This window comes from Acaryochloris sp. CCMEE 5410 (assembly GCF_000238775.2).
Lineage (GTDB): Bacteria > Cyanobacteriota > Cyanobacteriia > Thermosynechococcales > Thermosynechococcaceae > Acaryochloris.
The window spans coordinates 209,939-235,159 of record NZ_AFEJ02000005.1 but is presented as its reverse complement, the minus strand read 5'-3'; the positions used below and the strand labels follow the sequence as shown (position 1 = coordinate 235,159).

General features: G+C 48.0%; 19 protein-coding genes and 2 pseudogenes. 3 read left to right on the top strand and 18 right to left on the bottom strand.

The features are described from left to right. Both ON05_RS34330 and atpD read right to left on the bottom strand, forming a co-directional pair. The gene (locus tag ON05_RS34330; RefSeq protein ID WP_010476598.1) at positions 1-396 is read right to left on the bottom strand and encodes a F0F1 ATP synthase subunit epsilon; all 396 of its coding nucleotides are present in this window, start codon (positions 394-396) and stop codon (positions 1-3) included. Further along, the gene (gene atpD / locus ON05_RS34325) at positions 386-1,834 is read right to left on the bottom strand and encodes a F0F1 ATP synthase subunit beta (protein ID WP_010476600.1); all 1,449 of its coding nucleotides are present in this window, start codon (positions 1,832-1,834) and stop codon (positions 386-388) included. Before atpD ends, ON05_RS34330 begins: the two co-directional genes overlap by 11 nt. A gap of 289 nt (positions 1,835-2,123) precedes the next feature. Here atpD and ON05_RS34320 point away from each other — a divergent pair. After that, positions 2,124-3,614: pseudogene (locus ON05_RS34320) on the top strand (ISKra4 family transposase). Positions 3,615-3,680: 66 nt separating this feature from the next. On the opposite strand, the gene ppsA reads toward ON05_RS34320, so the two are convergent. The 8 genes from ppsA to ON05_RS34280 form a co-directional block, all read right to left on the bottom strand. Continuing rightward, positions 3,681-6,194, bottom strand: coding sequence for a phosphoenolpyruvate synthase (ppsA, locus tag ON05_RS34315; RefSeq protein ID WP_262562612.1), 2,514 nt, complete (start codon positions 6,192-6,194; stop codon positions 3,681-3,683). A 193-nt stretch (positions 6,195-6,387) separates the two neighbouring features. Beyond that, positions 6,388-7,476 (bottom strand): hydrogenase expression/formation protein HypE, encoded by a 1,089-nt coding sequence (gene hypE, locus ON05_RS34310; protein ID WP_010478930.1) that lies wholly within the window; start codon positions 7,474-7,476, stop codon positions 6,388-6,390. A gap of 29 nt (positions 7,477-7,505) precedes the next feature. Beyond that, positions 7,506-7,946 (bottom strand): hypothetical protein, encoded by a 441-nt coding sequence (locus tag ON05_RS34305; RefSeq protein ID WP_010478928.1) that lies wholly within the window; start codon positions 7,944-7,946, stop codon positions 7,506-7,508. A 25-nt stretch (positions 7,947-7,971) separates the two neighbouring features. After that, the gene (locus ON05_RS34300; protein WP_010478926.1) at positions 7,972-8,361 is read right to left on the bottom strand and encodes a hypothetical protein; all 390 of its coding nucleotides are present in this window, start codon (positions 8,359-8,361) and stop codon (positions 7,972-7,974) included. A 106-nt stretch (positions 8,362-8,467) separates the two neighbouring features. Beyond that, the gene (locus ON05_RS34295) at positions 8,468-9,958 is read right to left on the bottom strand and encodes an efflux RND transporter periplasmic adaptor subunit (RefSeq protein ID WP_010478924.1); all 1,491 of its coding nucleotides are present in this window, start codon (positions 9,956-9,958) and stop codon (positions 8,468-8,470) included. Between the two features lie 13 nt (positions 9,959-9,971). Next, entirely contained in the window at positions 9,972-12,335 is a 2,364-nt protein-coding gene (locus tag ON05_RS34290) for an ABC transporter permease (protein WP_010478923.1), read from the bottom strand. Continuing rightward, a complete protein-coding gene (locus ON05_RS34285) occupies positions 12,329-13,045 on the bottom strand; it encodes an ABC transporter ATP-binding protein (protein WP_085945244.1) in 717 nt (238 codons plus the stop codon). The genes ON05_RS34290 and ON05_RS34285 overlap by 7 nt, the downstream gene beginning before the upstream one ends. A 224-nt stretch (positions 13,046-13,269) precedes the next feature. After that, positions 13,270-14,280 carry a zinc-dependent alcohol dehydrogenase family protein gene (locus ON05_RS34280; RefSeq protein ID WP_010478919.1) on the bottom strand — a complete coding sequence of 337 codons (1,011 nt, stop codon included), beginning with the start codon at positions 14,278-14,280 and terminating at the stop codon, positions 13,270-13,272. A 194-nt stretch (positions 14,281-14,474) separates the two neighbouring features. On the opposite strand from ON05_RS34280, the gene ON05_RS34275 reads away from it, so the two are divergent. Further along, the gene (locus ON05_RS34275) at positions 14,475-14,960 is read left to right on the top strand and encodes an Hsp20/alpha crystallin family protein (protein WP_010478916.1); all 486 of its coding nucleotides are present in this window, start codon (positions 14,475-14,477) and stop codon (positions 14,958-14,960) included. Between the two features lie 235 nt (positions 14,961-15,195). Here ON05_RS34275 and ON05_RS34270 read toward each other — a convergent pair whose 3' ends face one another. The 6 genes from ON05_RS34270 to psbU all read right to left on the bottom strand — a co-directional run bounded on the left by ON05_RS34270 (position 15,196) and on the right by psbU (position 20,899). After that, entirely contained in the window at positions 15,196-15,384 is a 189-nt protein-coding gene (locus ON05_RS34270) for a hypothetical protein (RefSeq protein WP_175307276.1), read from the bottom strand. A gap of 179 nt (positions 15,385-15,563) precedes the next feature. Further along, positions 15,564-16,670 (bottom strand): hydrogenase formation protein HypD, encoded by a 1,107-nt coding sequence (gene hypD, locus ON05_RS34265; protein WP_010478912.1) that lies wholly within the window; start codon positions 16,668-16,670, stop codon positions 15,564-15,566. Continuing rightward, on the bottom strand, positions 16,667-17,824 hold the full coding sequence (locus ON05_RS34260; RefSeq protein WP_010478910.1) for an ATP-dependent 6-phosphofructokinase: 1,158 nt from the start codon (positions 17,822-17,824) through the stop codon (positions 16,667-16,669). Before ON05_RS34260 ends, hypD begins: the two co-directional genes overlap by 4 nt. Before the next feature lie 126 nt (positions 17,825-17,950). Then, on the bottom strand, positions 17,951-18,970 hold the full coding sequence (locus ON05_RS34255) for a dihydroorotate dehydrogenase-like protein (RefSeq protein WP_010478906.1): 1,020 nt from the start codon (positions 18,968-18,970) through the stop codon (positions 17,951-17,953). A 265-nt stretch (positions 18,971-19,235) separates the two neighbouring features. Continuing rightward, on the bottom strand, positions 19,236-20,330 hold the full coding sequence (locus ON05_RS34250) for a rod shape-determining protein (RefSeq protein WP_010478904.1): 1,095 nt from the start codon (positions 20,328-20,330) through the stop codon (positions 19,236-19,238). A 146-nt stretch (positions 20,331-20,476) separates the two neighbouring features. Further along, positions 20,477-20,899 carry a photosystem II complex extrinsic protein PsbU gene (gene psbU, locus ON05_RS34245; protein ID WP_010478903.1) on the bottom strand — a complete coding sequence of 141 codons (423 nt, stop codon included), beginning with the start codon at positions 20,897-20,899 and terminating at the stop codon, positions 20,477-20,479. 777 nt (positions 20,900-21,676) lie between these two features. On the opposite strand from psbU, the pseudogene ON05_RS34240 reads away from it, so the two are divergent. Continuing rightward, positions 21,677-22,111 (top strand): annotated as a pseudogene (locus tag ON05_RS34240) (IS6 family transposase); the annotation flags it as partial. Here the strand turns inward: ON05_RS34240 and ON05_RS34235 are convergent. Both ON05_RS34235 and ON05_RS34230 read right to left on the bottom strand, forming a co-directional pair. Continuing rightward, positions 22,079-22,558, bottom strand: a complete 480-nt coding sequence (locus ON05_RS34235; RefSeq protein ID WP_010478900.1) for a mechanosensitive ion channel domain-containing protein — start codon at positions 22,556-22,558, stop codon at positions 22,079-22,081. The pseudogene ON05_RS34240 and the gene ON05_RS34235 sit on opposite strands and share 33 nt — an antisense overlap. An 11-nt stretch (positions 22,559-22,569) precedes the next feature. Beyond that, positions 22,570-24,834, bottom strand: a complete 2,265-nt coding sequence (locus ON05_RS34230; RefSeq protein ID WP_139026072.1) for an FdhF/YdeP family oxidoreductase — start codon at positions 24,832-24,834, stop codon at positions 22,570-22,572. Positions 24,835-25,221 lie beyond the last annotated feature (387 nt).

Genomic DNA, 25,221 nt, shown 5'->3' with positions numbered 1-25,221 from the left:
TTACAATCTACTGAAGTAACGCGCCAAGCTTGCTTCTAGCTGAGCGAGGGCAGATCGCGTGAGGCGTTCCTTCTCATCAATTTGACGGAATTGCTGATCAACTTGTTGTTTTAGACTGCCTAAATCGGTTCCCTGGATAGCATTGCGAGTCGAAATCCTCACCTCTGGGCCACACTTCACTAGAATGCCTTCATCCACAGCCACAAAACATTCATTCCCCTGCTCCGTAATTAAGGAGACAATTCCAGGGACTAGGATTGCTAAGCAGTCGATGTGATGGGGTAATAGACAAAATACACCCTGCTTAGACTCGGCCGTCACCTTTATCACTGGCTGCTCCATTAGGATGGCATGGGGTAAAAAAATCCTGATGTGCAGGCGTCCACTATTGGCCAATTTCCTCCACCTCCTGTGCTTCTCTCTCTTGGTGCTCTAGCTCTGCCTCATCGACAGCACCAATCATGTACAGCGCTTGTTCGGATAAGCCAGAACATTTATCATCCAAAATGGCTTCACACCCCGTTAAAGTCTGATCCAGGCTGACCATTTTCCCTGGAATGCCAGAAAATTGCTCCGTTGTGAAAAATGGCTGGGTTAGAAATCTCTCTAACCGTCTCGCCCGATAAACAGTTTGGCGTTCGTTTTGGGCCAGTTCCTCCAAGCCCAGCATGGCAATAATGTCTTTGAGGTCTTCATATTCTGCCAAGGTCTTACGCACCGCTTGTGCAACTTGATAATGGCGTTGACCGACAACACTTGGCGTCAACATTTTGGACCCTGACTGTAGCGGATCGACTGCTGGATACAATCCCTCACTCGTTCGCTTGCGAGAGAGAACGATAGATGCCGATAGATGAGAAAACGTATGGACGGCAGCGGGATCTGTTAGGTCATCAGCAGGAATATATACAGCCTGTACAGAGGTAATAGCCCCATGAGCCGTGCTGCAGATTCGTTCTTCTAATTCTGCTAGTTCAGTCGCGAGGGTGGGTTGGTAACCGACTCGAGAGGGTAACTGTCCCATCAATCCAGACACTTCTGAACCTGCTTGGATGAACCGGAAGACATTATCAATCATCAGGAGAACATCCCGATGGGCTTGGTCTCGAAAGTACTCGGCCATGGTCAGAGCTGCATGGCCAACCCGGAAGCGAGACCCTGGAGGTTCATTCATTTGGCCGAACACCATCACTGTGTTGTTGAGCACGCCAGCAGCTTTCATCTCGCGGTAAAGTTCTTCTCCTTCTCGGGAACGTTCACCAATCCCACAAAAAATACTGACCCCGTCATAGCGACTCACAATGTTATGAATCATTTCAGTAATCAAGACGGTTTTGCCCACACCTGCCCCACCAAACAACCCTGCTTTACTCCCTCGTTCCAATGGTGCCAGCAGATCAATTGCTTTTATCCCAGTAACCAAAATATCGGTCCCCGTGGTGCGTTGATGCAGCGGGACGGCCTGCCCATGAAGCGATCGCTTCATGCCCTTTAAAGGACCCAGGCCATCGATGGGGTCTCCAAAGACGTTAAACGCACGACCCAACAAATGCTCTCCGATGGGCACCTGGAGTGGCTGTCCCGTATCAATCACTCGTGCCCCCCTTGCTAATCCCTGGGTAGGCGTGAGGGCAATCCCTCTTATGAGATTGGCGCTTAAGTAAGTGAGTCCTTCTATTGCAATCTGAGCCTGGGGACCTGCTCTCAATAAATGGCGGAGGGGTGGCACTTCATCGGAGAAGTGTACATCAACCACGCTACCCCTAATCGCGACAACCTTTCCCTGACAAGGAGAATAGGATGTCGCTACAGATATCGCTGGAGACTGAAGCATAATCTGCTAACTGCAATGTGTCCCATAGAAGATGTAGATACCGTTGATTCGAGTTTTAGTGCTGAATCTTGAGGAAAGTGTGAGGGCATCCGGAATGAATCAACGCTCCATGACACCGCATGCCATCACCTTCGGGTGCGGCTCTTTCCACGTAACGAAATATAACGAATTAGTAGGTGTTTAGTAAACAATCTTGTCTATTAACTGCTGAAAGATTGCACATATATATTTTTGAGGAGATAAGTTAGGGAGTAGACTGAATGGCCCTCACCCCTATGAAATTCCCTCCTTGAGTACTATCGAACAGAAGGTGTTGGAGTTGGCCAATGAACAGTACGAAGTATTGGTACAGACCATCTGCTCCGCTGACTATCAAGCGTTAGAACACGGCGAGGTAGAATCGTTTATCCATCAAGCCGGCACTGAACTTCTACGACGTATATTCCAAGGACATCTAGACCTACGAGCGGTGAATGAAACCCAGCACCACATTGTGAGAGGTTCAGACGACTATACTCGTCGCCATCATCGTAAAGATACTCAGCGGCAGTTAGAAACGCTGTTTGGAGAAGTGGTAGTGACACGGTCTGGTTATAGCAATAAGACATCAGGGGTGAGTACCCTATACCCCTCAGATGGAATCCTAAACCTAGCCATGGATAAGTACTCGGATGGCTTAAGACAGCGTGTGGCTCAAGAAGCCTCCAAGGTATCGTTTACGGAGACTGTGACTACCATTGCAGAAACCACAGGAGCTCAAGTTGGCAAACGACAGTGTGAAGAAATTACGGTCAAAGTTGCCCAAGACTTTAACGACTTCTATGCCCAACGGACTCAGAAGAGTCCAGAAATAACCACAGACCTCCTCGTGCTGACAACAGATGGCAAAGGAATTGTGATGCATCAGGAGGATTTACGACCCGCTACAGCCAAAGCAGCAGAGCGGGCTACCCAAAAAGTAAAGTACGCTTAAGTCCAGGAGAGAAACGCCAACGCAAACGGATGGCCACTGTTGCCTCTGTATACAGTACCCCAGGTTTGAGCGACAGCCCGAGCAATTATTGGAGATACTCTGGAAAAACCAGAGCGTCCTACCATTAGTAATAAACGAGTTTGGGCCAGTGTCAGAGAAGATGCTAAGCAGGTGATTAACTCTGCTTTCGAGGAAGCCACTCATCGCGACCCACAGCACCAACGAGAGTGGGTGGTCTTGGTCGATGGCGAACTCAACCAACTCGAAGCTATCAAGCTGCCGCTAGAAAGAACAAAGTATCTATCACGATCGTTCTGGATTTCATTCATGTACTGGAATACCTTTGGAAAGCGGCCCATTGCTTCTTTACTCCTGGAACTCCAGAAGTGGAGCCTTGGGTCATGGAAGAGCCTTACGCCTTCTCGAAGGAAAAGCTAGTAATGTTGCAGCTGGGATTCGACGTAGTGCTACCCTGCAAATCTATCCAAGGCCGCCCGAGAAAATGTCGATAAATGTGCAGACTATTTGCTCAAATATCGAAAGTATCTTCTATATGACCAGTACTTGGACCAAGGCTATCCCATTGCCTCAGGCGTCATTGAGGGAGCCTGTCGGCACTTGGTCAAGGATCGCATGGATATTACCGGTGCACGATGGCGACTAGACCGAGCTGAAGCTGTTCTTCAGATTCGTGCCCTTAGAAGTAGTGGTGATTTTGCTGAGTACTGGCCCTTCCATAAACTCAAGGAGTTTACTCGCAATCATACTAGTAAGTTTCTCGACCCAGATATTGTCTTGTCTACTTAAAAGTGTCGCTCTAAAAGAGCCGCACCCATCACCTTCTGACTGTCTGGTGCTAGCCCGCATTTAAGGTCAGTGGGTAGTTGTCGTTTGGGCTTCAACTTGGGCAATGGCCAGCCGAGTTTTAAGCACCGTATCTGGGTTAAGGCTAATGGAATCAATCCCTTCCTCCACCAAGAACTGGGCAAACTCAGGATAGTCACTGGGAGCCTGCCCACAGATGCCAATTTTGCGGCCTTTTGCCTTGGCAACGGAGATCACCTGGCGTACCAGATTCTTCACAGCGGCATTACGTTCATCAAAGATATGGGCGACGAGGGCAGAGTCTCGGTCTAGTCCTAGGGTCAGTTGGGTTAAGTCATTGGAGCCGATGGAGAAGCCATCAAACACCTCTGCAAATTCCTCTGCCAGCACCACATTGCTGGGTACTTCGCACATCACATACACCTGAAGACCGTTTTCACCCCGTTGCAGACCATGCTGGGCCATTTCCTTCAAGACCTGCTGGCCTTCTTCAGGAGTACGGCAGAAGGGAATCATGGGAATCACGTTCCGCAGTCCCATCTCATCACGAACACGCTTCAGAGCCTGACATTCTAAGGAATAGGCTTGACGGTAATTCGGGTCGTAATAGCGAGAAGCCCCCCGCCAACCAATCATTGGGTTTTCTTCCGTGGGTTCAAACTGTCGTCCGCCGATTAAGTTGGCATATTCATTACTCTTAAAGTCGGACATGCGAACAATCACTGGATTGGGATAAAAAGCGGCTGCAATCATTCCCACCCCTTGGGCCAGTTTATCCACAAAGTAGTCAGGTTTATGATCATAGTGGGACGTCAATTGGGCGATGATCAGTTTGGCATCGACGTCAGTCAACTCGTCATACCTCAAAAGTGCTAAGGGATGGATCTTGATCTGGTTCGCAATAATAAACTCCAACCGAGCTAATCCAACCCCATCACAGGGAATCGCCGCCAATCCAAAGGCTTCATCAGGATTGCCCACATTCATCAAGATTTGCGTCCGGGTCGGAGGGAGTTCATCCAAAGCTGTTTCCTCAACGACAAAGGGAAGGAGCCCCGGATAAACTTGTCCCGCTTCACCTTCAGCACAGGAGATCGTGACGTCCTGTCCTGTTTGGAGAACCTCTGTAGCCGTACCGCAACCGACAATAGCCGGAATACCCATTTCACGGGCAATAATGGCTGCATGGCAGGTCCTGCCCCCCTGGTTTGTAACAATGGCACTTGCCTTTTTCATAATTGGCTCCCAGTCGGGATCGGTGCGGTTGGTCACCAAGACCTCTCCAGCCTGAAATTCGGAAATGCCTTGGACAGAAGCAATCACTCGGGCTGTACCTTGGCCAATGCGATCGCCTACGGCTCGACCTTCAATCAGGGCAGCGGGTCGAGTATCCACTGTCATCCGATAAGATGATAGGCGATTAGCAACCTTTTGAGACTGCACCGTTTCTGGACGAGCCTGAACAATAAATAACTCCCCTGTTTGGCCATCTTTGGCCCATTCAATATCCATGGGGGTATCCATACCCCGAACCTGGGAATAGTGATCTTCAATAATGCAAGCCCAACGTGCCAAGGTGAGAATTTCCGCATCATTAGCCGAGAATTCAGCACGGTCAGATTGAGGGACAGCAATATTTTTGGTGAGTTTACTTCCCCCCAGGTCATAGACCATTTTGATTTCTTTACTGCCCAATCGCTTGCTCAGAATGGGGCTTAAGCCTTCCTGGAGGGTAGGTTTGAAACCCAAAAATTCATCAGGGTTGACGGCACCTTGGACCACATTCTCACCTAGACCATAGGCAGAGGTGACTAATGCAGCATTCTTAAATCCAGTTTCGGTATCGATGGAGAACATTACCCCTGAAGACGCTAGATCCGAGCGCACCATCTTTTGCACTCCCACAGATAGGGCCACCTGGAAATGATCAAAGCCTTTGAGGGTGCGATAGGAAATCGCCCGATCTGTGAAGATGGAAGCAAAGCATTTATGGCAGGATTCTAAAACCTGCTTAACACCATGAACATTCAGGTAGGTTTCCTGTTGTCCAGCAAAGCTCGCATCGGGTAGGTCTTCGGCTGTAGCACTAGAGCGGACAGCGACATCAACGTTGTAATGGTAGGCTTGCAGGCGTTCTTGGGTTTTGGAGTCTCGACTCTCAGCGGCATTGCCCACGCCATACTGTTCACATAGTTGGCAATAGGAGGTGGAAATCGCTAGCTCCAGATCTTTGGGAAAGGGGGTGTGGAGAATCAGAGAGCGCGCCTGTCGTCCTCGCTGACGTAAATTATCGACATCTTCGATATCTAAATCGGTAAAAATCTGCCGGAGTTGAGCTTCAATCCCTGCTTGCTGAATAAAATATCGATAGGCATAGGCGGTAGTGGCAAAGCCATTGGGGACGTTCACGCCTAGAGGAACCAGGTGCTGAATCATTTCACCTAGGGAGGCATTTTTGCCGCCAACTAGGGGAATATCGGCAATGCCCACCTCATCGAAACCTAATATCAATGCTTGCTTACGGCTGGTTTCCGAGAAAAGGCGGGGTTCTGTGTGAATCATGAATTTAAGCTCCAGGAATCTCGAATTTGGTTTGAGATAAATGCGTGAATTAAAGGCGCTCTATCACTTACATCAGAATTTTTAAGGCGCTAACTATAGTTAGCGCTTCAATTGTGAGGATTTTCTGAGCATCCAAGTACCAGAAACAGGGCATTGTCCTACTCGTATATTTACGTTGACGAGACTCAATCACTTAGCAAATTCGAGGGAGTTGCTCCCCACTTAAGAAATCAACGATTCTCTCCACACCAAGTCGGTTGGTTAGGGTAACCCGAGGGGATGTGGTGGTTGTGACTTGACCAATCACCTGTGCCGGATGCTGATGTCTCATTTGAGGATGGGTATCGCTCTGCCCAGATAAGGGGAAGGTCAGTGGGGCATTCAGTCTGGCAAGGGCTAAGTCTACAGATTGTGGTGGAACAAAGGCGATGAAACGGCCTTCATTAGCTACATACAAGGGATCAAATCCTAGAATTTCACAGGCACCCTGGACGTCCTCTCGGATAGGAATACAGGTTTCATCCAGTGAGATCGCAACCCCAGTTGCCAAAGCGATCTCATTTAAGGCACTCGCTAATCCTCCCCGTGTTAAATCCCGCATACAGTGCAGCTCGACACCATGGGCGAACAGATCTAACACCACATGATTCAGAGGAGCTGAATCGCTCTTGATTTCACTCTCAAATTCCAACCCTTCCCGTTCCGCCAAAACAGCCATACCATGACGGCCTAGGTCACCATTAAGGATGACCAGATCACCTGGCTGGATCGATTGAGGATGGATGGTCTGGTGATGTTCAATTATCCCCACACCTGCCGTATTAATGAACACACCATCCCCTTTTCCTCGTTCCACCACTTTTGTATCACCCGTGACGATCTGAACATCAGCTTGGTGGGCGGCCTGTTGCATGGATTGCACAACTTGCCAAAGGGTAGTCATAGAGAGTCCCTCTTCCAGAATAAAGCTGGTGCTGAGGTAAAGGGGACGAGCCCCTGCCATCGCCAGATCATTCACAGTGCCGTAGACAGCTAGCGAACCAATATCCCCTCCTGGGAAAAATAGGGGATGGACCACATAGGAGTCGGTCGTCAACGCGAGTCGTCCCGGTGGGACATCAAGGACCGCAGCATCATGGTGGTGACGATCTTCCGATTGGAATAGACGCCCGAACATCTGCTCAATCAGCTGATGCATCAGCTTACCCCCTCCACCATGAGCTAACAAAACCTGGGGATATTGCTCGATGGGGATAGGGCAAGAGATAGAATCGATGGGCATGGGCGATGTCCAATAATTGCAGGAACAGTTTAGGCGGGCATCATCTCATCACCTTGTCCCAGCCAGAAGAGGAGAGCTAGTGCCTTTTCGATTTGGGTCTTGAGTTTATCCTGGCCAAACACGTTGAGTCTCAACTCCTCTTCAATCAGTATTTGAGAGAGTTGGCAGATGGATGCCTGCCACAGGAGAAGGGCCAAGGCATCTCTGAGTCCTGCGACCGAATGATCGGTGGGGGAAAGTTTCAAACCCCATCGAAGTAAAAATTGTACCGTAGGGCTTTTCTCACGAACGCCAGCCGATAAAGCCGGTGCATCAGGGATGCCAGTCGGACTCAGTATCGCCTGTAAGTTCCATGGAACGGTCGGAGTCTCAGATGGGTGCTGGGGAATCGATTGCACCAGGGTACCCTGCCAAGGATCCGTCACTGGCTGGAATGGTTCTGGGTGTTGGTTGAGCTTAATATTCATCATCACACTGTTACCTCCCTCATGGTCCCTACCGCAGACTTTTGGGATAAGCGCCTGACTGTAGGATAAACTGCTGTTGAAAGGCTTCAATCTCTTCTCGACTCGGTGGGCCATGGGTAACGACGGCAATCCGAAAGCGCTGCATCACAGCTGCTGGCGATTGCCCATCCACAAGACTTTTCAACGCGGCCATCATCGCTGGGGAAGGCATACAAGCATATCCAAACTCATCCATGACGGCCCGAACGTTCGTTGCTGTTTTGGGGGCGAGCCATTCTTTGAACTTAATCCGCATCAACCATCCACCAGACAAATAAATAACGGTTACCAGGTCTAACGACAATCCTCTGCATTGCTGTAGATACTCGATCACCCGGATCGTAAGACTGGCGTTATCAAAGAAGTAGAGATATTCCATGACTTCATTGATTTCTAGACAATGCAGCTCTTCAGGGTTGAACCCAACGCTGAAGCTCTCTATTTCAAAGGTATGAAATTCCCTTGAGGAATTCGTGAGGGCAACGCTAGCTTCTACTGTGAATGCGTTGGTTCGCCTTGATCTGCTCCGTGGGATGAAGAATGACTTTTTCACCGACTTCTAGTCCTTTCTTCACCGCTGCTTCTCGCTGACTGCGTTGGCTGATGATCACTTGACGTCGCTGGGCCTTTCCCTGCTCTGCCACAAAGGCACACCATTTCTGATTCTCACATCTGAATAATGCACTCACGGGTACCTTGAGTGCATCCTTGTCCTCCCAGACAACAATACGCGCTTCGACCCGATAGCCATCTCCCAAGGATCGAGGAGGGGGAATAAAGTCAGCAATAATGTTGACGCGCTGTTCTTCTACTCCCAAAGCGGACACTTCTGTAAAGGCTGAGGGCTCAACATAGCGCACTTGGGCTTGGAGGGTGTGAGGGCCACCCCAATGGTCAACTTGAATAAAAGCACCGGGTTTGACCTTAACGGCATCCGTTGAGAGGACGTCAATTACCAGTTCCAATTGTCTGGCATCTCCCAACTCTAGGAGAGGTTCACCAGCTGGTATAAAGCGCGCACTTTCTTGCAGTACTCGAAAGACTTTGCCTCCAACGGGGGCTCGAACAACGGTTCGACGTGCTTCATCCGCAAGATTAACCAAGGTGGATTCTGTACTGGAAATTTGGGCTCGATAGACCTCTAATAAATAGTCGGGATCTTGCTGTTCGGCCTTGAGGACAGAAAACGCTTTTTGGGCGGCAGCGACAGTTGAGATCGCACCTTGGACCTGTTTTTGAGCCACTTCCAATTCTTGCTGTCGTTGGGTTGCCGCTAACTCAGCATCCTCACGGACCTTTCGAGTCTGGGCTCCTGCCACTTCCAAATCCTGGGCACGTTTGCGATCTCGAGTGGCCTGAGCCAAGGCCGCTTTAGCATCCGCTAGCCGAGCCTCTGCCTGTTGTTTAGCGGCGATCGCCACTCGAATCTGAGCTTGGGCTTGAGCCAAGGCTGCGGATTTAGGACGCTGGGTTTCCACTCCTGCCAGTTGGGCGCGCAGTTCTTGCAACCGAGCTTGGGCTTCTTGGACCTTGGTTGTCAGAGGAAGGGGATCTATCCGAGCCACGACGGCTCCTGATTGAACCGGATCGCCTGGATCCAAGTCAATGCGGGCCAGACGTCCTGCCACTGGGGCTGCAATCGTAAAGCGATTTCGCACCCTCGTTTTACCCTCAGCATCAACGGTGACTTGGAGCGGACCGCGTTGAACTTGGCCTAAGTCCACTGCAATTGGCGTGGGTCGAAAAGCAAGGGCCACGAGGGTCGCAACGCCCAATCCTAACAGCCAATAGGGAAGACGACGGGGGAGGCGCTTCCAGGGAGGTAGGCGCGTTTTGGGGTTTGGGGTTTGGGGTTTAAGTTGAGTTGAAGGGGGAGAATACCCTTCGCCTGGCGGGTAAGGGGAGGAGGGCACCGTGGGCTTCTGTTGCGGCCTGCGCAACCACGGGATTAAAGGGCGATGTTGTTTGTGTTGCATCGGAACTTCCTCCTCATTCGCGAGTTTTGAGCACGGCAATTAAATCCAAATGGTTGAGCTGACGACGAATTAATCCTCCAGAACCCAGAGCTGCTAGAAAAATAATCACAAAGGCAAAGGCGTAGCTAGCGGGCGTGACAATTAAGGGGAATCGAAACAATTCCCAATCGTAGGCCCGAGTAATCAGAGCCGCTAAGCCAAATCCCAAGGCAAAGCCAAAGGGAATCGCCACAACGGTGACGATGGCTTGCTCACCGAGCAAGATGACGGCAATTTCTCCTTGGGTAAACCCAATAATACGCAAGGTTGCGAGTTCACGGTCGCGCTCTGAAAGCGCAATCCGGGCAACGTTATAGACTACCCCAAAGGCAATCACACTTGAAAAAATAACCAACACGGTCGTGAAAATCGCAAAACTGCCACCAATGGTCTTTTCAAACTCAGTAATCACCCGCTCCCGCAAGGCCACGCTAGCCACAGCAGGGGTTTGTTTTAGTTGGGTATAGAGCTGCTCCAAGTTATGAGCATCCACGGTCAGGTAGGCTCCTGATAGGGTTGGCCCTTCTCGCATTAATCGATTGAGGGCATGAATATCCATATAAGCCCCCAAACCAATCAATTCATCGACGAATCCCACCACTGGCACTGTCCGGGTAGGGCGTTCTCCCTCTAAAACTTCCACTGTCAGTGGATCACCGGGCGTTACGCCTAAGATTTCAGCCAACTTTGTGGTTAAGACCACCCCCTGATCAGGGAGAGGTACGGGGTAGAAGTCTTGGTCTAATAGACGCCGTAATTCTCCTTGAGGCTCCAATCCTGTCAAGCCACTCAGGTGGGTTTGATGCTGAAATCGTAGACGAGCTGGAACGGCCCGGAAGGGCTCAGCTTGCATTACTCCCGGTAAATGGGTTAATTCATAACGGGCGCGACTGGACAGCGGTTCATTAAATACCAGGGTTACATCTTCTCGCTGCACCTGCCGAAACTGGGCTTCGATCATGTAGTTGGTGGCATCCTCGAAATAGCGACCAATGACGAGGATGGCCACTGCAGCAGCAATCCCCAGAATGGAAAGACTCGCCTGCAGCGATCGCCGTTCTAGATTCCGCAGAATAATTTGCCCCACTGGAGGGATAAACTTTTGCATTCCCATGCGCTCTATAATGGTCCGTCGAAAAGATGCTGGAGGCTCGGGCCGCATAGCCTCTGCGGGGGGTAAAGAAACAGCCTGTTTCACTGCTGTGAATGTCCCCAGGACAGCTGCCCCCCCACTCACGACAATGGCAGTGACCATGATCTGTAGGCCCGCTCGATACCGCAGCACCGGAAAGTGATAGAAGCGGGCATAGTTCTCAGTAATAACGGCCCCCAAACCAATACCAACAATTGTCCCTAACCCGGCTCCAAGCAGCGTAATCACCAAGACGAGCTTTAGGTAATGCCAACCCACAGCGAGATTGTCGTAGCCAAAGGCTTTCAAAACGGCAATTTGATCTCGCTGGGTGCTTACTAGCCGAGCAAGAACCAGATTCAGCAAGAACGCAGCAATCCCCAAAAACACAAAGGGCACCATGACTGCGGTGGCTGCCAAGCTCTCGATTTCGCTGTTGATAAACTGATGGGAAATCTGATCAGCCCGTTCGTAAGCCCCCAGCCCTCCGTAGGGTTTCAATAACTGATCAAGCCGGAAAATAACACTGGCCGGATTAGCGCTTGGCATCAAGGATAGGGCGACATCATTAAACGCTCCATCCATATCAAAGGCTGTGCCCAACGCCTCGCGCCCCATCCAGATCACCCCAAAGCGCTGATTGTCTGGGAACAGCTCCACTCCCCTAATTTCATAAACATATTCTGGTGATAAGGCAATCCCGACAATCCGCAATTGCTGCCACCGTTCATTGATCACGGCGCCCAAGGTATCCCCCAGCTCTAAATGATTCGCTTGGGCAAACACCTCACTGACTAAAACCTGATCTCGTCGTCCGGGTTCAATATATTGGCCTTGACGAATGAACAGATCATTTAACATCGGGGTCTGCTGCTCAGGAATGGCAATCAACCGTCCAGTTGCAGGTTCCGGTAAGGAAGGCACATCCAAATTCACATCCACGACCACCCGCGTCTGCACCTGCTGCACACCTGGTAGTTCCGCAATTCGCTCTATAAGGGAATCCGGTGCCCGCTTCAGCTGAGCAAATACATCCGCAAATTGATAGCGATCATAGTAGGTCTGTTGTGAGAGCTGCAAGGAGTCGTAGGCGCTCAGCATGGTCACCAAACAAGCAATTCCACAGGCGACGATTAAGGCAATCGCAATCACCTGTCCTCGGAGATGACGGAGATCTCGAAGGAGTTTTTGGTCAAGGGCTACCACTCCAACTCTCCCGGTTTCACTTTGTGTTCATTCTCTCGAACAGCCACTATCTCGCCACTCCGCATGGTAATCACCCGATCGGCCATGGCGGCAATCCCAGCATTGTGGGTAATGACGGCTGTCGTTGTCCCTAACTCCCGATTGACTTGGGCGAGGGCTTCCAGGACGAGCTTACCGGTTTGAAAGTCCAAAGCTCCCGTGGGTTCATCACAGAGCAGCACTTGGGGGCGTTTGGCAATCGCTCGTGCGATCGCAACCCGCTGCTGTTCTCCCCCGGATAGTTGAGCTGGAAAGTGATTGACACGATCACCGAGATGAACCAGTTCTAATGCTTCGCGAGGATGCATGGGCTGGGGGGCTATCTCGGTAACGAGAGCGACATTCTCCCGAGCAGTGAGACTAGGAATAAGGTTATAGAACTGAAAAACAAAGCCCACACTTTGGCGACGAAAGCGGGTGAGGGTGCGATCATTAGCGGCGGTTAAGTCTTGCCCCTGAAATATCACCTGACCACTGGAAGGCACATCTAGTCCCCCCAGAATATTGAGTAGAGTAGATTTCCCACTACCGGAAGGACCGAGTAAAACGATGAATTCACCTGCAAAAAGTTCTAAATCCACCGATCTGAGGGCCTCAACCGTCACCTCACCCATGACATAGGTTTTAGTCACCCCCCTCACCTTAAAAAGACTTGTACTGGCAAGAGACATCAAGGAGCTGCTTTTGTTGTTAGAGATTTGTGAAAGTTGAGACATGGCTAAAACCATCGTCACGACAAGACTTATTTCCGTAATATCCCTGGCTCGGCATGTAAAAACTCTTTGGCACATTAGTTTGAACTTAGATTTCAAGCTTGAGAAAGTTGTGAAGTAGCAAGGACACTCACAACTTTCTCAAAGGATTAGCGTTCTCGGACGTGAGGAAGCCTCAAACGTTAAAAGTCCTTTTGACCTGACTCATCAGTCATTACTAAAGCTACGGCTCCAGTCACCTTTCCATTCCTCAATGCCGACAGTGCCTCATTGGCAGTACTCAGCGGAAAAGCCTGGACTTGCGTTTGAATGGGAATTTGAGGGGCTAAAGTCAGAAATTCTTCCCCATCTTGGCGCGTGAGATTGGCCACTGAGCGAATAGAACGTTCCTCCCACAAACTTTTGTAAGGAAAGCTAGGAATATCACTCATATGAATACCGGCACAAACCACCACCCCTGCTTTAGTGACAGCCGTCAAGGCCGCTGGCACCAAAGACCCGACAGGGGCAAAAATAATCGCAGCATCTAGGCTTTGGGGTGGACTTTCATCAGATCCCCCGGACCATACCGCCCCAAGTTCACGGGCAAACTGCTGTGCTTGTATATCCCCAGGTCGGGTAAAAGCATAGATCTGACGTCCTTGATAATTGGCCACCTGAATTAAGATATGGGCCGCTGCGCCAAAGCCATAGAAACCAATCCGTTCGGCCTTGCCCACCATGCGATAGGATCGATAGCCAATGAGACCTGCGCAGAGTAGTGGGGCTGCCTGTTGATCAGGATACTCTTCAGGAATGGGAAAGCAGAACTGGGCATCGGCCACTGCATATTCAGCAAAACCACCGTCTAGGTTATAGCCCATAAACCGGGCTTGATCGCAAAGATTCTCCCGGCCTGAAAGGCAGTATCGGCAGCAGTTACAGGTTCGTCCCAACCAGGGAACACCAATGCGATCGCCTTGTTTGAATCCTGTCACTTGTTCACCCAATTCAATCACAGTACCCACAATCTGATGTCCCAAAATAAGCGGTAGTTTTGGGTCTGGTAGCTCGCCATCAACAATATGTAAATCGGTTCGACAAACCCCACAAATATGAATCCGCAATAGAAGTTGGTGAGGATTAGGGATGGGGATGGGGCGTTCTACCAACCTGAGAAGTTGACCAGGGGCATCTAGTTGCATTGCTCGCATTGCTGATTCCTCTATGGCTAGATGTATATCTCTCAATACTGTTGGTGCAGGGAAACCTTCACAAATTCATCAAGTTTATTTTTTAAATTCAAAGTAGAAGGAGATGACTCCCCAATCGTTTCAAACATAACGGTGCTTTATAAAACTTCTGTGGGGAGCCCCCAAAACAGTCGTAATAGCGAGGAGGCGTAATGATGTCTATTGTCCTTCGTGATCCGTTCCGTAGTTTTGAGCGCATGTATCCATTAGGTTGGGAACCTTTCCAGGAACTAGAAAGCTGGCGACGAGAGATGGATCGGATGTTTGGACGGTTAATGCCAATTTCTAAGAGCGATGGAGAAAAGAGTCTTACCTTTATGCCATCCGCAGAAATGGACGAAACTGATCAAGAAATCCATCTCAAATTTGAACTTCCTGGTCTTGATGCTAAGGATCTTGATATTGAAGTCACCAAAGATGCCGTTTATATCCGAGGAGAACGCAAGACTGAAATTGAAGCAGAGTCAGAAGGGACCGTTCGATCTGAATTCCACTATGGAAAATTTGAACGCGTTATCCCCATGCCTAGTCCTATTAAGACCGATAACGTTCAAGCAGAATACAACAATGGGGTCTTGAGTCTCACCTTATCGAAGTCTGAAGAGGATATGAAAAAGTCTGTAAAAGTGGAAGTTAGCTAGACAATCTATTGCTGTTTCGTGAGGCTGTGATCGTATCTCCTTTCTCGAGATACGATCACAGTGCTATTTTCTACCGATTACCCACGGGAACTGTTGCCACTCCCGTAAATTCATGTTTCAGATGCAGGCCAGCTTCCCATCAGCCTCGAACAATAGAATGAGTACTAGGTACCCGAAGATGCAGGAAATATCTCTTGAATAGCCTGAGTGACCAAAGATTTTGGTAAGTCACTCTTTAAGATGCTGCTTCCCAATCACTCAATTTTTCATGAGTGGATTCTGGTAAACGAGATTGCAATGGCTTTTGAGGTACGCCAAGACTGACTACCTTTTGTCGGTATATTTCTTTACGTCGTCGATGCTTCGATTTCTTGGATTTAGCGTTTGCCCGTTTGGAATTGGATGGCTTCTTTGTCGGCATCATTATCAACACCTCCTGCAGTTGAGGGTATGTGTCCTCCCTTGATTTCAAGTAACAACATCCTTCAACCTTTAAAATGAGGTCTCAACTACAATCTATAAAGCTGAGATTCTCTCTAACTTCAGAATATGAAGCAATGCTGAAGATCTTATGAGCCAAGTGATGCAGTGAAGTTTACTGCCTTAAACCCTGAATTGACGATATCGATAGTAGGCCGCACAAGCACCTTCGGAGGAAACCATAGGTGCACCAAGCGGGTGCTCTGGTGTGCATTGGTGTCCAAAGGCAGAGCAATCGGGTGGCTTTAGAACCCCTTGAAGAATCTTGCCGCTGATGCAATTGATCTCAGGGGCAGGAGCAACACCATCTGAAGTATTGGAATTTGTGGGTAAAAGTGCCTGGGCATCCAGATGGGCATACCTGGGACGGAACTTTAGACCACTATTGGGAATGGTGGTTAGACCTCGCCATTGACGATCACTAGGCACAAATACCTCTGCCATCAGTTGTTGCGCTTCAGAATTTCCGTTGGATTGAACCACACGAGAATATTGATTCTCCACCACTGCTTTGCCGACTTCCAGTTGATGGATGCAGCGGTAGATACCTTGCAGAATGTCAACGGGCTCAAATCCCGTCACTACAATTGGGGTGTGATATTGAGTTGCGATCGCCTCATAGGCTGTATACCCCATCACCGTACACACATGCCCAGCTGCTAGAAATCCCTGTACTAAACAGTTTGGTGCAGACAAAATTGCTTCCATCGCTGGTGGGACCAAGACGTGGGCTACGAGGACTGAAAAATTAGATATCCTTAGCTGATGGGCTTGATATACCGCCATCGCTGTTGCTGGTACCGTTGTCTCAAACCCCACCGCAAAGAACATAATTTGTTGGTCTGGATTGGCTTGAGCTAACTTCAGGGCATCTAAGGATGAATACACTATCCGTACCACTCCGCCTTGTGCCTTTGCAGATAACAGATCCCCCTTAGTTCCGGGTACTCGCAACATATCCCCAAAAGAACAGAGCATCACTCCAGGGGTTTTGGCTAGTGTAATTGCATCATCAATTAATGCTACTGGTGTCACGCAGACGGGACATCCTGGCCCATGAATCAAGGTGATCGCTTTTGGTAAAAGTTGATCAATTCCATGCTTCACAATCGTATGAGTTTGCCCACCACAAATTTCCATAATGGTCCAAGGCTGTGTTACCAGATGATCAATCTCGCGTACCCAATACTTGATCAAGTCAGGATCTCGATACTCATCGACAAACTTCATGATGTTCCAACATAAATCCCTAATTCCTTAGCCGTCTGCACCAATCCCCCTTGTGGATCAACTGGATCTGGACATTTTTTCTCTCGATGACAATCCTTGATTTTGGGGATAACTTCCGTTAAGGGTTTACTCGCAACTTCGCCGTTCTCCCAAACCACGAGACGGTTGTAATGATGTTGAGAGATAAGATCAACGGCTTCCCTGCCAAAGCGAGCTGCCAATAAACGATCAAAGGCTGTAGGCACCCCGCTTCGCTGGATATGCCCCAAAATGATTGCCCGAGAATCCACTTCTTGAAGACTACAGAACTTAGGATTACCGGACGAACATAACGTCTGACTTTGAACCTGAATCTGTTGAGCTAAAAAGTCACAAATGCTTGCGACTTTTAGACCATCTGGTCTGCGCACCCCTTCAGCAATCACGACTAAAGCAAAACGGCGGCCGCCTTGTCGAAGCACGGCAATTTGACGACACACTTGATCAATCACGGACGGGTTCAAGCATGGGGTTAACTCTGGAATTAAAATTACATCTGCGCCCCCCGCAATACCTGAATGGAGTGCCAAATGTCCGGCATCACGTCCCATCACCTGAACGACCATGATTCGATCATGGCTCGCTGCCGTGAATGTGAGATCGTAGAGTGATCTCGTAACGGTATTAATGGCAGTATCAAACCCCAATGAAATTTCCGTAAAGGGCACGTCATTATCGATGGTTTTTGGTATTGCCACCCACCGCCACTGCCCTTTCTGGGCAAGGTCGTCAATAATATCCAAACTCCCATCCCCACCAATGGCAATCAGTGCGTCAAGATTCAAGCGTTGAAAACCCTGCAAAATTTCTTGTGCGATCGCAGGATCACTCGGATTCCCTTTGTTTAATGCCCCCAAGATACTGCCACTGAGGAATTGCAAAATATCTAATCCCCCTAACAATCCTGGGACATCATATCCATGCTCTTTTAACCTCAGGTCCTCAGGAGTACAGTGTCCTAATTCAAGATTAATAAAGCCTTGGGTGCCATAGGGAATGCCAAACACCTCCCACCCTTTGTGAGTCGCACATTTAATAACTGCCCGAATAATGGCATTAAGCCCAGGGCAGTCACCACCGCTGGTGAGGATACCGATCCGTTTAGCTTGGTGCATAGAAATGGATGAAACAATGGCTTCAAAACAAGAACAGACTGATCAGAAAGGGATGAATTTTGAAGGGTCAGTTGACCGTCTCAATCAAGATTTAGATCGTTTAGCTTGAGTGTTTCTTTGAAAGCTTTAGACCCTCATCGGCATCAATCCTAAGGGATGATAAGTTTGCAAAGCTTCTATATATTGAACACGTTCAAATGCGCTAGGGTCTGGACAATTAACCTGGCTCATACTCCCCTGAAGTTGCTGAATCGACTCATACTCATGCTCCTCTAGCCACTGGCATAGGGCATGCTCAAGCGTGCGAAGATGATCGATGCCGTGCCGGATTAAGACGCTCACCAGCATCGTGGCGTTGGCTCCAACCATCATCATTTTCAAGACATCCGCTGCTGTATGAATACAGCTCGTAGCTGCAAAGTCCACAGGCAGCGTTCCGTAGAGAATGGCGATCCAACGTAGCGGTAATCTTATATCCTGTGGTGTACTGAGCAGTAGATTGGGCCTGACTTCTAGGGTTTCTATATCGATATCTGGCTGATAAAAACGATTAAAAAGGACAAGGCCATTCACCCCTGCATCCGTTAACCGTTTTGCCATATAAGCTAGATTGCTAAAGAAAGGGCTGAGCTTAATAGCTACTGGAATATTAACTGTGGAAGTAACGGTATGAACGATATCAATATAGCTTTGCTCGATTTCTGCCCCTGCAATCGCCATCTCAGTGGGGACGGTGTAAATATTTAATTCCAGGGCATCGGCACCAGCTTCCTCTATTTTTTTAGCGTAGTCTGTCCATCCCCCAATCGTAGCCCCATTCAGACTAGCAATGATGGGAGTATCAACGATGGTTTTGGCTTGATGGATATGCTCAAGATACTGCTCTGGCCCCACATGAAAGACGTCAGGTTCTGGACAATAGGAGAGGGCTTCTGCAAAACTTTCGGTGCCGTGGGTGAGATGATGATGAAACCCAAGCCGATCTTGACGTAATTGTTCTTCAAACAGTGAGTGCAAAACGATAGCGGCAGCGCCTGCATCTTCCATATGACGTAGATGATCAATCTTTTCTGATAATGGCGCACAGGCCCCAACCACAAGGGGAGAACGGAGTCTCATCCCTAAATACGTCGTACTTAAATCCATCTGTTAGCCTCCTGCAAGGTGGAACGATCTAACGGTTACCAGCGATATCGATGCAGGATAAACCGCTCCATAAACTAAGCATTGAGTTTGAGGATAGTATGAAGAAATCCCATCACCCATTGGTATAAAGAGCACTCCATAAAGCTGTGCATGTTGTGGACGATTGATAAGACTGAAGATGACCTGAGTTAGCAATCAGTCCTTAATTCAAATAGTTCAACTGTATTGGGATATAACCCCTATCAAATAGCTTGATTCAATCTGCTTAAGCGAAGCTGTAGCTGGATTGATGCTCATATTCAAGAATCTTGCCTGTTCCCAAAACAACGCTGTTTAATGGATTGGGGGAGATATGAACAGGTAGATGGGTCAAATCTTGAAAAAACGTATCAATGCCGGAGAGTAAAGCCCCACCTCCCGTTACCATGATTCCTCGCTCAGCAATATCGCTAACTAACTCAGGATGGGTCCTTTCCAGAAAGTTGAGTAGAGCTACCGATATCTTATGCAACGGAATGGATATGGCATCCCGCAATTCACCACTATTGATTTCTAGTCGTTGGGGTAATCCCGACCCCACATTAACCCCTAAAATTTCCATTGGCGTATCATTACAGGCCGAGTCCGAAGCAGAACCAAATTGAATTTTGAGACTTTCGGCTGTCAATTCCCCAATATGGACCTGGAAGGTTTGTCTGAGATAGTCAACGATGGCTTGATTAAAACTATCTCCTGCTATGGAAATGACTTGACTATCAATGACATGAGAAGAGCATATAACCGCCATCTCTGTAGTACCACCACCAATATCAATGATGAGGTTACCTTTTGGTTTCGTAATTGGCAGTCCTATCCCCAAAGCTGCAGCAATGGGTTCATCAATCAGAACAACGTCTCTTGCGCCTGCTTCCAAAGCTGCTTCAGTCAAAGCTTCGCGCTCTACACTTGTTGCACCACAAGAACAGCCAAGGACGAGGCGAGGGCGAAAGATTCGGGTTCCCTGTTGAGCTTTGCGAATGAAGGATTGCAACATGATCTGGGTCAGTTTGAGGTCTGCTATAACCCCATTTCTGACGGGACGTAATACTGCTACTGGTGTGCTAGTACGTCCTAACAACTGTCTAGCAGTATTGCCCACAGAAACTGGAGTTTGAGTCAATTGATTGATGGCAATAATTGAGGCTTCATTGAGTACAACCCCTTCGATGTGGCTATAAATCAAAGTATTGGAAGTTCCCAGATCTATCCCAAGAGCGTTATTCAGAGGACGTAAAGCTTTAAGAGTTTTCCACCAGGAGTCAAAAAGTGGTTGGGGGGTGGTCGTGAACCATTTATCTGGGGGAGATAGTGCATAGTTCATAGGAAAAGATTGAGTTGTGATTGTTATCGTCAGAAATCGAAATGGGTAGTTCTCAGAATGTTTAAGATATTTAGCTAGAACAATTCAATGACGTCAGTTTTTACGCCTTCATGTCCTTGTTCTTAACTACCCTGCTTACAAGTCAGCTAACGCATCATAGGACGAGGTGGCATTCGAGTAGCGAGATCAGTTTTAGGTTCAGATACGGTAAAAAAGTCCAGCTTATCTTCAAGGAGTTGTTTCTGCTTTAAATTTAAACCTCGGATATTGAGGACTTCGTCAACAGTCTCAAAGGGTCCATTGTTAATTATCTTTTTAGCAAGCGTTGGATAATAGCCTGGGCAATCCTTAAAGGCTAATGCGTTTGCGTTGTTTAAATCAATTTTTTCACCAATGGGTATACAGGATTCTTTGCTTGGTATTGACTGTGGGTCTGAGACTTGAACAGAATTAATCGGCTGTTCTAATATTTCTCCTGCGTAAACAGGTACTTGAAAACTAAATGTCATTCCCATACATGTCAGTATCACTAGACCAAAAACTAACAACTGTTTACGAAAGTGCTTCATAATCCTTGCTCCTTTATCTGATGTATAGAGATAGCAGATATTTAGCGAATACAGTTTTGTATGTTTTATTAGTCCTCTAAGCTTGAGGGAATCTGTGAAGAGCCTTCATGCTCGAACTTCTTTGACTTGCTACTTAATAGTGTGGAAATATTGTGAGAACTTTATGAGGAGGTATAAGTAAATGATTATTCAGAAAAATATTCTTTACTTGAAAAAGTGGATAGTCAAACACCTCCGGTAAAACCGGAGGGTTGGAAGAACCCCTTAAAGGGGATTTTAATCACTGGTCATAAACTCTCACTTTTGATATTGACGGCAGCACATCTCCATAACACGCTGCTGTCACACTGAAGTCGTACTGTAAGGCTAAAGCTTGTTGGGTTTGCAACACCCAAATTTTTGGATGAGGCTATGACCGCGGTAAAGGTTAAACCTTACGAGTCCTCCGGTTAAACCGGAGGCTTAAGCAGGATAGTTAATTTACGTTTCAAGTAAAACTAAGTTCTCAAGAAAAGTGTTTAATGATTGACCTATTCACTTTTTCTTTTTCACTTTTTGGAAGTTTGGTGAGAACACCTCACTTCTTTATTCGAAAACAAAGGATATTGCGATATAGCACTACGAAAGCGCATTAAGACACTCATCAAGCAGTTGTGTCGCAAAAATAGAGTCTGAGCTGAGAACCAATCGTAATCTAGTAGGCTGTACTTCTTTTCTCTCCTATCGATGAAAACTGCTGACCAATTTAAATAGCGTCAATACCAATCCCAATCTGAGATCATCCTGCTTAATGTCCGCTTGTATTGCCGTTTTCCCCTCAGCTATCGAGATTTAGAAGAGATGATGTTTGAGCGAGGATTAGAGGTTGATCACAGCAGCATCAATCGGTGGGTTCTCAAATATTCCCCTGAGCTGGACAAGTGCTGTCGCAGACATCTCAAGCCTACCAATGGCTCCTGGAGAGTCGATGAATTTTACATCAAAATCCGCAAAAAGTGGCGATACCTTAATTGAGCGGTTGATTCTGATGGCTACACGCTCGACTTTTTACTCACAGCAAAGCGGGATGCAAAGGCTGCAAAGCGCTTTCTGGCCAAAGCACTCAATGCGGTTCATACCCATGAACCTCGGGTGATCAATGTGGATAAAAATCCAGCGTATCCCCCTGCTGTTGAGCGGTTAAAGGAAGAAGAACGTATCCCTGAAGGAGAACCAGACTCCGCATTCCATTAGCGTCGTTCGTAGAATGCTGATGTCAATCACGTCACCGACGATACCGCCAAGCTGAACCCGGTCCCCTGGCTTATAGAATTGGCCCAATGAAATCGCTGCCCAACCCACAAGACTCGCAATTACTTCTTGGAGAGCAAAGGCAATCCCCGCACCCGTGACCCCTAAGATTACCGTGAGTTGGCCTAGGCTATCACTCAGCACACTCGCGGCAAACAATAACATCAAAATATAGCTGATGAAATTGAATGATTTACGAATCCGATAGCGCCGATCTGAGTCTCGAACATAACGCGGTAATGAAGCACTGGCGATGCGGAAAACTATTGCAATGACAATGACACCTAGAACGACCTCCAAGATACTGGCGATTACGGGATTAGCCAGCACTTGCTGGAGGGGTTCAAGAAATTCTGTAATTTTTTTCATACGTCTAGATATCAATCAGAAGATCCATCAGAGTGCTCCTGTGATGCTAGGGGATCATCGGAATAACCGGAACTCATTTCAGAAAAAACTACAACTGGTACTCTTTTATAAGCAGGCGTACCCGAGCGTGGCTCAATACTTGCTTTCATAAGGAGGTTGGCTTCAGGATAAAACATCAATGCTGCCCCTTCCCGAACATCACCGATGATAATTTCAATATTGTTTAGCTGGCCCGCATCTCCGCGCACGTTAACTCGTTGATGTTCTACCCAACCCCGTTGCTGCACATCTAAGAGATTCATTAAAATACAGTAACGATGCGGGACGCCTCTGTATCGATCACCCTCTTTGTAGACCACCGTATTGTGTTGAGAATAGCTACGTCCAGTCATCAAGGCCACAACAATCGATGGTGTGTTATGTGCTATTCCAAACTCTTGCCTGGTTGGTAGTGACAAGGTTGGTAAAGGCGTTACCTGCATTTGAGCCTTGCCAGTTCGAGTGGGAAATTTGGGTTCTAGGAAAATACGTCCTGAAATGGTGAATTCTTCTTGGGTCTGATCAATCTCACCTATTTTTTCGTATCCGGGAATGGTTTGGGCGATCAGTTGCCGAACATAGCGGGTCTCTTGTAGCCTTCGCCAATCCACGGGAGAGCTGCCATGCAACCGATGAGCCAGCTCTGTTAAAAATTCGACTTCTGAAGTGAGGTCAGCATTCTTTAGATGTGTCCTACCTTCATCGTTGAGTCTGACGAAGTTATTTCCTGATTCGGTGGTGGTTTTGTGAGGATTCTCAAATCGGGCATAGACCGGAATAATTAGGGTATTCTTGGCGGCAAGACCGTGAAAATGACCCAGATTGGGCTTAGTGGCCAAATAGATAATGGTATCAATTTGGCTCAAGGCCCGTTTGGCTTGAACTAAATCAGGGTTCGCGGCATATAGATTTCCACCTAAACACAGCAGGGTATCCACTTGGCCTACTGCTGCAGCTTCAATCAGAGCGCGGGCATCATAGCCGGGTTCTCGTTTGAGAGAACGCTCCAATAGTTTCTCTAAGGCTTCCCGAATTTCCGTTTTCAAACGAACGGTCACACCCATCGACCCAAACCCCTGGACATTGGAATGACCACGAATGGGCATCAATCCAGCCCCTAACTTGCCCACATTCCCCGTCATCAAAGCGGTGTTGGCAATACTGAAAATGGTATCAACACTGTTGGTATGTTGGGTGACGCCCATAGCCCAGGCAAAGACGACGCGATCACACTGATGGATCATCTCAGTAGCTGTTTCCATTTCTTCTTTGGAAATGCCACAGATGTTGGTCAGGGTAGCCCAATCCGTTGCCTTGACTCGCTCAACAACTTCTTGCCAATTATCTGTATGAGACTGGAGAAAGTCGAATTGAATCCATTCTCGCTCTAGAAGTACTTTCTGAATGCCCATGAATAGCGCTAAATCACTACCAGGAATGGGCTGTAGGAATAAGGAGGAAATCTTTGACCCTTGGACGAGAGATGATAGCGGAAAGGCGGGAGAGCCAAATTTCATTAAACCCACTTCTCGTAGGGGATTGATTACAATCACGGTCCCCCCGCGCTCATTTAGCTTGATCAACTCATTCATTAACCGGGGATGGTTTGCAGGAGCATTAGACCCCACTAAAACAATGCCATCAGCTTGCTGCAAACTCTCCAAACTCACCAGGGAGGTACCTGTCCCAAAGACAGTGCTTAGGCTGACGGATGAAGGGGCATGGCATAAGTCAGAGCAGTCCGCGAGGTTATTTGACCCTAATGCTCGGATCATTAATTGCAACAGATAGGCAGCTTCATTAGAGGAGCGACCAGAGCTATAGGACGCAACCCGATGCGGTGGTTGTCTAAAGGCTGTCTCAGCGATCTGATAAATCTCATCCCATGAGATAGGTTCAAAGTGTGACTTTCCGGCTCGATAAATCACTGGAAAACTCAGCCGACCCAAGCGGTCACACTCCATTGAGGTGAGTGTCTGCAGATGGTATAGAGGGTATTCTTCAAAGAAGTGGGGTTTCACCCCCGGTTGGAGTTCCGAGGCGATGGCCTCCAAGCTTTTCACACATCGTTGTAAGGGCTCCTCAAGCTCGTTCATGAAAGCGCCTTTTTGCCCACCTGTGCCCCAGGCACAAGATAGACATGCACTCTTGTGCATCAGTTTTTTCCAAATTTGAACACCCTTGGGGGATGCCATCTTATCAACCCAATACCTGACGAGGGGCATCCCACCGCCCATTTTCGGAATTTGGGTTGAGGAGGTATTTAGCTCAGTTACTCTCTCTGAGGTTTTGAAGCTTTGACTGCCGGACATTTTTCGCTCTGCCATATTCTGCTGCTCCTTGAGATTCCCAAGGTTTACTGAGACGACAGTTGGATTTGTCTTTCCTTCTTAATCAATTCAACTGGTTGGGTTAAAATCTCTACCAGCTAAGTTGCACAATCAGAACCTACTGATATTAAAACTCCTCACTATCCATGCAGTATCTCATAACCGAAGTGCATGAGTATCAGTCTAGTGATTTCGGGTTTTTATCTAAAATAACCTGAAATATTAGCTTGTAAGCCTAATACCACATGTAAATTTTGCCATGTTTCCTTACTCCTGCATTGGTTTGAGGGAACC